This is a genomic window from Francisella sp. 19X1-34, assembly GCF_041102755.1.
Classification (GTDB): Bacteria; Pseudomonadota; Gammaproteobacteria; order Francisellales; family Francisellaceae; genus Francisella.
Genome location: NZ_JBGCTX010000086.1, coordinates 1 through 8,165 on the forward strand (window position 1 = coordinate 1; position 8,165 = coordinate 8,165).

An 8,165-nucleotide genomic window follows, 5' to 3' on the forward strand; every position below is an offset into this window, starting at 1 on the left:
TTACTGCCTTTCAACTTTTAAATAACAACGGTTTAGCTATTTTCAATCTAATTTATATTTTTTGTGCACAGAACCTACTTTAAAGATAGTTTTTTAGAAAGCTTATATATTCATCTAAAAGATTAAATATCTCATTTTCATTATTTAATTGATTTAGCTTCTGGCGGAATTCTTTTGAGTTAGGCAAATCTTGCAAATAAAAACTAGCATGAGTACGAATCTCTTTAACAGCAACTCTTGCAGTTTTTAGTCTTATTAGTCGTTTTAAATGCTCTCCTAAGACGTTTACTCTTTCTATAGCTGTGGGTGGTGGTATTATTTCCCCTGTATTTAGATACTCTGCAATTTGTCTAAATATCCATGGATTACCACGTGATGCTCGCCCTACCATCACAGCATCAACACCCGTATGCTCCATCATTGCCTTAGCACTGTGAGGACAAAATACATCTCCATTTCCAATTACTACAGTATCTACAGCTTTTTTAACATCACGGATAATATCCCAATTTGCTTTACCTGTATACATCTGCTCCCTTGTGCGCCCATGTAGTGCTATAGCACTTACGCCAGCATCCTCACAAGCTTTAGCAACTTCAATAGCATTGATATTTTGATCATCCCAACCTATACGCATCTTGACTGTAACTGGCTTATGTACAGCTTTGACTACTGCTGTTAGTATTTCATGGATTTTATCAACATCTTTAAGAAGTGCTGCCCCTGCCTGGAGCTTTTTAGCAATTTTTGGCATAGGGCAGCCCATATTTATATCAAGAAAATCACATTCTGTATTCTCAGCTATATATTTAGTTGCCCCTACAAAACTCTCAAGATCTGTACCAAATATTTGTATGCCAAGTGGTTTTTCACTATTTTCCATATAGAGCATTTCCATAGTTTCCCAATTACGTTCTACTACAGCTTTGTTACTTACCATCTCGGTATATATTAGTCCCGCACCATGCTCTTTGCATATAGTCCGAAAAGCGCTATCACAAAAGCCGGCCATCGGCGCAAGTACGACATTATTTTCTATTTCAATATCAGCTATTTTAAAGCCCATTTTTTACACCATCTAATAAGAACCATTGTCCCATCTGTCTTAGTTGGTTAAATCTTATACCATACTTTTTAAATTCTTTTTGGACATCATCAACTTGATTTTCTATTATCCCAGATAAAGCTAATCTACCACCTTGCTTGAGACTACTTGAAATACTCTCCACCAAGCCTATAAGCACATTAGAAAAAATATTTGCCACAACTAAATCAAACTGTTGTGTTGGAGGATTATCTCCAAAACTAGTTTTATCAGTTACACTATTCTCTACAGCATTTTTAATAGATGATTCTATAGAGTTTGGATCTATATCAATCCCTTGAGCAAAATTAGCACCTAACTTTACAGCTCCAATTGCGAGCACTCCAGTACCACAACCATAATCTAAAACATTAGAGTTCTCAGTTACATGATCTTCTAACCACTCTAGACACATCTTTGTAGTTTCATGATTACCACAACCAAAAGCTATACTAGGGTCTACAATAATATATGTATGATTATTATCATCTGGTAGTTCGCGCCAGTTTGGATAAACTACAATATTTTTACCAACTTTAATTGGATCGTAATCATATAACCATGCTGCTTCCCACTGTTGGTCTTTTATGATCTCATAATTTACTTCAGTCTCAAGAATATTACCAAACTCTTTTTTAAGAGTATCAATTATAGAGTTTATATCATTATGATTCTCATATAATACTACTACATTTACAATATTATTAGGCTTATCAACTCTAGTTATAGAGCCTGCATCATTATTAAAAAGGTAATCTTCAATAATATCGAAGAATTTAGATTTTACGCTAAATTGTAATTGGTGCCACTGTTGCATTTATAAAAATAATTCAAAAATATATATACCGTGAAATAATACTAAATAAAGTGATTAACAGCTAGACTAAATTAATCATTTTTCAGCTAACTAATGTCAATTTGCTTATATTATTAATCTAAATTTGAACTAATCTTTTTTGACAAAACATGATTTATAAACCGTAATATATAAACTGCTAAAAATCCTGCACTTGCTACAAGTAGACCTGCTACAAAACTACCTAAGAACAAGGGTTGCCAAAAATCATGTATATGGTTTAACATGTGAGATCCAAATGCTTCCCAGTCTGAAATATCAACCTGTATTCCAAGTAAAAAACATCCAAATACATAGTTACCTAGATACATAGGTACCCAAGTTAAAGGATTACTAATCCACACGGTTGAAATAGTTGTTGGAATGTTTGCTTTAAAAATTATAGCTGAAAGAATTGCAGGAGTTATTTGTAAAGGCAAAGGAATCATCATCCAAAAGAATCCTACAAAAACACCTCTTGCTACAGTAGCATAACTAGCAACCCATAGACTCTTGTTTGTAAGCCGGTATGCTAAAAAACCAAAAAATTTTGAACTTCCTAATCTTTTTCTTCTCTTAATTAACTTTCGCGCTCTTTTTATATTCATATTTTCAGGTTTTCTTTGATAATAAGGTCTCTATATAAGAGTTAATAATTACTTTAATTATAAACCTCAAAATTTTATATACCTTATTAAGGCTGACTATAAGACCAGAAAAGTCTAGTAGCATCTTGGCCAGGTCTAAATTCTGTTTCTCTATTATCAATATATTCACCATATTTAGAGTTTATAAACTCTCTATCTGGTGGTACATATGCTGAACCTTCCGCTTCTTCTTCTTGAACTTCTGGTCCAGCGTACATATATGGACTCCATGGGCGCATATATCCATAACTAAGCATAGCACTTAATATTCCCATACAGATTAAAATAATTTTCTTCATACCTTCTATATCTCCTTATTAAGACTTTAGTAGTCTATATTCCATTATAACTTTTTTGACTCTTTTATGAAGAAAAATTAACTTTTGAATAAGTATTTTTTGTTACAATAGCATTTAGATAAATTCTATACTTAAGTAATCAAATGCAAGAATATAGTGAAAAATATAATAAAAAAGCAATCTTATTAGTTAATCTTGGAACACCTGATAATTTCGATGCAAAATCTATAAAAAAATATCTAAAAGAATTCTTATCTGATAAACGAGTAATTGAAGCTAACCCTATCCTATGGAAACCTATATTAAATTTAATTATTTTGCCAATACGCTCAAAGAAAAATGTCCATTCTTATGAAGCTGTTTGGGATAAAGAACATAACAAATCTCCATTATTACTCTATACAGAAAATCTTGCTAAAGAACTAAATGACAAACTAGATAAATATATAGTTGACTGTGCTATGCGTTATGGTAACCCTAGTATTGAAAGTAAGATTAAAAATTTACAAAAGCAAGGAGTTACTGAGATAGTAGTTTTCCCATTATACCCACAATATTCTGCAACTACTACAGCTACAGTTTATGATGAAATTTATAGAATTATATCAAAGTTAAGATGGCAACCTACTATCAAAGGTATAAACCCTTATTATAGCAATAAATCTCACATTGAGACTATTAGCCAACAAATAAAACAGCATTTACAAAGCTTAGAGTACACTCCTGATATGGTTCTATTTTCATTTCATGGCTTACCTCAAGAGTATTTTGATAAAGGTGATCCTTATTATTGTCATTGTCATAAGACTTACCGTTTAGTAAAAGAGTCTCTACAAGATAACTATCCAAACATAGATTTTGAATTATCATTCCAATCACGCTTTGGCCCTAAAAAATGGCTAGAGCCATATACAACTGTCAAACTAGAAGAGTTTGCTAAACAGAATAAAAAAGTAGTTGTAATAGCTCCTGGTTTTAGTGTTGATTGTTTGGAAACTTTAGAAGAGCTAGCAATTACTGAAAAGCAGGCTTTCTTAGATAAAGGTGGCAAAGAGTTTAGTTTAATACCTTGCCTAAATGATTCTCAAGAGCATGTAGAAATGTTATACAATATTATTATAAATGAGTAAGATAATGTAAAAGTTATGAAAATCTATATTAAAGGTTTAATTGTAATATTATCAGTACTTTTCTCTAATATCTTATGCTTCTCTTATGGTAAATATGGCAACATTGAAAGAAATGATGAAATAATCAAAAAAATCCAAGATGGTGGCCAAGAGTATGTATCAAAGCAAACAACTCAAGCAAATTCTAGTAAGCCACTATCGATAATATGGGTACAAAAAAACTATCTATCTAAACAACAAGCATTAAAACTACAGCAAAAAATTGATAAAGCTATCCTAGAGATTCGCAATACTTTAGAAATTCCTGAAAATGAAAGAGATTTTACAATACATTATTATGTATATGGGGCTCATGAAGCATCTCATGCTATAACAGGATATCATATGCTTGATAAGGCTCACCCAACCACATTTATTACGTGGTACGCCCAGGGTAGATCTCCTTATGTGCATGAAACAGTACATATTATCGCTTGGCACTGGCGTAGTGTTTGGATCAAAGAAGGACTTGCTGTGTACCTTAATCAAAAGCTTAAAGGTGAACCGACATTCCCTAATTTTGGTAAGAACCTTAATTTTTTAGCAAAAAGGCATATTGAAAATATAGCTTCAAACAATGGTTTAAGTAATATATTAGCTGATAAATTTGAATTTGGTAAAAATGATTTAGTTTTCTTTAAAGGGCCTAGAAAAGAGCGTATCCATAAGAAAAAAATATTTTATATATTATCGGGATCTTTCACAGAATATTTATTTACTCAGTTAGGTGCTAATAAGTTTATGCAAATTTATAATGCTAATAATACCAAAGAAGCTATAAATAAAATTACAGGTAAGACTATTTCTCAATGGGAAAATAATTGGGCAAATTATTTAAAAAATACTAATTTTACAAAGTATGAAAAAGAAAATTGATCACCATAAAACGATATCTATACATTGGTTTAGACAAGACTTACGTCTAGCTGATAATCCATCTTTATATAAGGCTAGCCAAGCAGATAAAACTGTCACAATATTTATTCACGATGAAAAACACCTAATAGGTGGCGCAAGTAAGTTATGGTTACATCACTCTCTAAAAAGCCTTAATAAATCTCTAGATAATAAGTTAAACTTCTATATTGGAGATCCTCTAGAAATTATAAGAAAGCTTGTTAAAGAAAATAATATTACAGGTTTTTATTGGAATAGATGTTATGACAAATATAGTATAGATCGAGATATTCAGATAAAGCAGTTTCTTCAAGAACAAAATATAAACGTAAAAAGCTTTAATGGAAGTCTACTTATAGAGCCTTGGGAATGTAAAAAAGATGATGGTACACATTATAAGGTTTATACACCTTTCTATAAGGAACTTATTAAAGTCAGAAAATATAGATCAAATATTGTAAAACCTAAATTTAATAGACTAGAAAAGCTTAATAACTCTAGAGATCTAGATTCATTAAAACTTTTGGAGCCAAAGCACTCTTGGCAAGATATAATCAAAAAGTGGAAGATTAGTGAAAAATCAGCTAGCCAAGTACTTGAAAACTTTCTAGCAGATAAGGTAAAAGAATATAAGAAAGCTAGAGATTATATGAGCTTAGATGCTACATCATCACTTTCACCCTATTTACATTTTGGTGAAATATCACCTAATCAAATTTTTAATGCTGTACAAAGCTTAGATGTTATTGGAAGTAATGAAGAGCATTTTATCAAAGAGCTTGTCTGGCGTGATTTTTCATATTATCAGATATATTATTATCCAGAACTACATAATAAAAATATCAATCAAAAGTTTGATAACTTTGAATGGGATAATAACCTAACCATTCTAAAAAAATGGCAACAAGGACAAACTGGTATACCCATAGTAGATGCTGGCATGAGAGAACTTTGGCGAACTGGATATATGCATAATCGTGTACGTATGATAGTTGCAAGCTTTCTTATAAAAAACTGTCTAATTCACTGGAAATATGGTGAAAAATGGTTTTTTGATACTTTATTTGATGCTGATTTTGCTAGTAATAATGCTAATTGGCAATGGGTTGCTGGATGTGGTTTAGATGCAGCACCCTACTTTAGGATATTTAATCCTGTATTACAGTCTGAGAAATTTGAGGCTTATGACTATATTCGCAAATATGTACCAGAAATAGCTAACTTACCTAATAAATTTCTAATAAAACCATGGGAAGCTCACGAAAAAACCTTAAAAGATGCAAATATCACTCTTAACAAAGACTATCCAAAACCTATTATTGATCTTAAAAGCTCTCGAGATAAAGCTTTAGAGCTGTATAAAAAAATTAAATAAAGTGTTTTGGATATTATCAATTATTTATTCTTACTAATATATAGTCTATAGTAGAAATATATATCTTATTTTCATAAGAGTTCCAACTAGAGGAGATTAATAGATGAATGATAAAATAAAATCTATCCAAGCAATGGAAATTCTAGACTCTCGAGGTAATCCTACCGTTAGAGTATATGTAGAACTTGAAGATGGTACTAAAGCTACGGCATCTGTACCATCTGGTGCTAGTACAGGTGAAAATGAAGCCGTTGAATTACGCGATGGTGATAAATCACGCTATGATGGTAAAGGAGTATTAAAGGCTGTAGCTAATGTAAGTGAAATTATATCTCCTACATTAGTAGGTATAAATGCACATAAGCAATCATTGATTGATCGTATAATGATTGAACTTGATGGCACTAAGAACAAATCAAAACTTGGAGCTAATGCAATACTTGGAGTCTCAATGGCTGTTGCAAGGGCTGCAGCCTTGTCACATGAGATACCTTTATATCAATATCTTGGTGGTGCAGGAGCTAGAAGAATCCCTGTTCCATGTATGAATATACTAAATGGTGGTGAACATTCAGATAATAATGTTGATTTTCAAGAGTTTATGGCTGTACCAATAGGAGCTAAATCATTTAGTGAAGGTTTACGCTATGTTGCTGAAACTTTTCATAAATTAAAAAGCATTCTTAAAGAGCGTAATTTAGTAACAAGTGTTGGTGATGAGGGAGGATTTGCACCAAATGTTGAGAGTAATGAAGCTGCTATTGAGCTAATTATAGAGGCTATTGAAAAAGCAGGATATATTCCAGGTAAAGATATATCAATAGCTATAGATTCCGCAGCAAGTTCATTCTCGCCAAATATTGATGATAAATATGATCTAAAATGGTCTGGTATTGGCAAAAAAACTAATCAAGATCTAATAAATTTAGCTAAAAAATGGGTAAAGAAATACCCAATTATTTTATGGGAAGATCCTTTATCTGAAGCTGATTGGCAAGGATTTAAAGATTTTACAACTGAACTTGGTGGCCATATTGAAGTAGTTGGAGATGATATATTTGTTACAAATACAGAATACATCTCTCGTGGTATAAAAGAAAACTCTGCAAATTCTGCTTTAATAAAATTAAATCAAATAGGTACTGTTTCTGAAACTATAGAAGCTGTAAGAATGTGTCGTGATAATGGTTGGCGATACTTTATATCTCATCGTTCAGGAGAAACTGAAGATGATTTCCTAGCTGATTTTGCAGTTGCTATGGATGGCGGGCATTTAAAAACTGGTTCAGCATGTCGTAGTGAAAGAATTGCTAAATATAATCGCTTATTGGAAATAGAAAGAGAGCTTGGGGATTCAGCTCTTTATTATTGGAAATAACTAATTTATATTAAACTTTATAAAAATCAAAGATAATCTAAAATTTTTTAATTGTGAAATAAAATGTATAATAACTATATAATAATTTAATCTTTGTTTTGGGTGATGATTAAATTAAAAAATAATTCTTTTAATTTATCTGTGTTAGAAGGTAGAAGAAATAACTGCCCAGATAGCCTTACATTATCTAAAACTAAGGGAATCACTCTAGTAGAATTAATAGTAACAATATCACTAATTGCTATTCTAGCTTCTATATCTATTCCTATTTATTCTGATTACAGAACTCGAGCAAAAATTGGTGGAGAAATTACTAAAGTTGGCTCTTTAAAAGCTCAAATTAATGAAATAATCTCTATGAGTGATTTAACAGAAGGTGATCAAATTAGGAATATATATATATCAGGGGTCTTTACAGATAATTGTGTAAATTTTAATTAGGTTATATATTTTAAATATAACAATAAGGGATTTACAGAAT

General features: G+C 31.2%; 9 protein-coding genes. 5 read left to right on the top strand and 4 right to left on the bottom strand.

Annotated elements, in window-relative coordinates:
- Positions 1 to 79: 79 nt before the first annotated feature.
- The 4 genes from dusB to AB8E56_RS10705 form a co-directional block, all read right to left on the bottom strand.
- Positions 80 to 1,066 carry a tRNA dihydrouridine synthase DusB gene (gene dusB, locus AB8E56_RS10690; RefSeq protein WP_329480948.1) on the bottom strand — a complete coding sequence of 329 codons (987 nt, stop codon included), beginning with the start codon at positions 1,064 to 1,066 and terminating at the stop codon, positions 80 to 82.
- The gene (gene prmA, locus AB8E56_RS10695) at positions 1,056 to 1,901 is read right to left on the bottom strand and encodes a 50S ribosomal protein L11 methyltransferase (protein ID WP_329480950.1); all 846 of its coding nucleotides are present in this window, start codon (positions 1,899 to 1,901) and stop codon (positions 1,056 to 1,058) included. The genes dusB and prmA overlap by 11 nt, the downstream gene beginning before the upstream one ends.
- Before the next feature lie 113 nt (positions 1,902 to 2,014).
- Positions 2,015 to 2,527: a DUF2062 domain-containing protein gene (locus AB8E56_RS10700; protein ID WP_329480952.1), complete on the bottom strand. Its 513-nt coding sequence runs from the start codon at positions 2,525 to 2,527 to the stop codon at positions 2,015 to 2,017.
- Positions 2,528 to 2,613: 86 nt separating this feature from the next.
- The gene (locus tag AB8E56_RS10705; RefSeq protein WP_329480954.1) at positions 2,614 to 2,865 is read right to left on the bottom strand and encodes a hypothetical protein; all 252 of its coding nucleotides are present in this window, start codon (positions 2,863 to 2,865) and stop codon (positions 2,614 to 2,616) included.
- A 143-nt stretch (positions 2,866 to 3,008) separates the two neighbouring features.
- On the opposite strand from AB8E56_RS10705, the gene hemH reads away from it, so the two are divergent.
- From hemH to AB8E56_RS10730, 5 genes are all read left to right on the top strand, one after another.
- Positions 3,009 to 3,995 carry a ferrochelatase gene (gene hemH / locus AB8E56_RS10710; RefSeq protein ID WP_329480956.1) on the top strand — a complete coding sequence of 329 codons (987 nt, stop codon included), beginning with the start codon at positions 3,009 to 3,011 and terminating at the stop codon, positions 3,993 to 3,995.
- Positions 3,996 to 4,010: 15 nt separating this feature from the next.
- Positions 4,011 to 4,910, top strand: coding sequence for a hypothetical protein (locus tag AB8E56_RS10715; RefSeq protein WP_329480959.1), 900 nt, complete (start codon positions 4,011 to 4,013; stop codon positions 4,908 to 4,910).
- Positions 4,894 to 6,306, top strand: coding sequence for a deoxyribodipyrimidine photo-lyase (locus AB8E56_RS10720; RefSeq protein WP_329480961.1), 1,413 nt, complete (start codon positions 4,894 to 4,896; stop codon positions 6,304 to 6,306). The genes AB8E56_RS10715 and AB8E56_RS10720 overlap by 17 nt, the downstream gene beginning before the upstream one ends.
- A 103-nt stretch (positions 6,307 to 6,409) precedes the next feature.
- The gene (gene eno, locus AB8E56_RS10725) at positions 6,410 to 7,684 is read left to right on the top strand and encodes a phosphopyruvate hydratase (RefSeq protein ID WP_329480963.1); all 1,275 of its coding nucleotides are present in this window, start codon (positions 6,410 to 6,412) and stop codon (positions 7,682 to 7,684) included.
- Positions 7,685 to 7,789: 105 nt separating this feature from the next.
- On the top strand, positions 7,790 to 8,125 hold the full coding sequence (locus tag AB8E56_RS10730; RefSeq protein WP_329480965.1) for a prepilin-type N-terminal cleavage/methylation domain-containing protein: 336 nt from the start codon (positions 7,790 to 7,792) through the stop codon (positions 8,123 to 8,125).
- Positions 8,126 to 8,165: the final 40 nt, after the last annotated feature.

What these genes read in the sequence shown, in the direction of transcription:
- dusB (WP_329480948.1), bottom strand. Translation starts at nt 1,066, where the DNA reads ATGGGCTTTAAAATAGCTGATATTGAAATAGAAAATAATGTCGTACTT.
- prmA (WP_329480950.1), bottom strand. Translation starts at nt 1,901, where the DNA reads ATGCAACAGTGGCACCAATTACAATTTAGCGTAAAATCTAAATTCTTC.
- AB8E56_RS10700 (WP_329480952.1), bottom strand. Translation starts at nt 2,527, where the DNA reads ATGAATATAAAAAGAGCGCGAAAGTTAATTAAGAGAAGAAAAAGATTA.
- AB8E56_RS10705 (WP_329480954.1), bottom strand. Translation starts at nt 2,865, where the DNA reads ATGAAGAAAATTATTTTAATCTGTATGGGAATATTAAGTGCTATGCTT.
- hemH (WP_329480956.1), top strand. Translation starts at nt 3,009, where the DNA reads ATGCAAGAATATAGTGAAAAATATAATAAAAAAGCAATCTTATTAGTT.
- AB8E56_RS10715 (WP_329480959.1), top strand. Translation starts at nt 4,011, where the DNA reads ATGAAAATCTATATTAAAGGTTTAATTGTAATATTATCAGTACTTTTC.
- AB8E56_RS10720 (WP_329480961.1), top strand. Translation starts at nt 4,894, where the DNA reads ATGAAAAAGAAAATTGATCACCATAAAACGATATCTATACATTGGTTT.
- eno (WP_329480963.1), top strand. Translation starts at nt 6,410, where the DNA reads ATGAATGATAAAATAAAATCTATCCAAGCAATGGAAATTCTAGACTCT.
- AB8E56_RS10730 (WP_329480965.1), top strand. Translation starts at nt 7,790, where the DNA reads ATGATTAAATTAAAAAATAATTCTTTTAATTTATCTGTGTTAGAAGGT.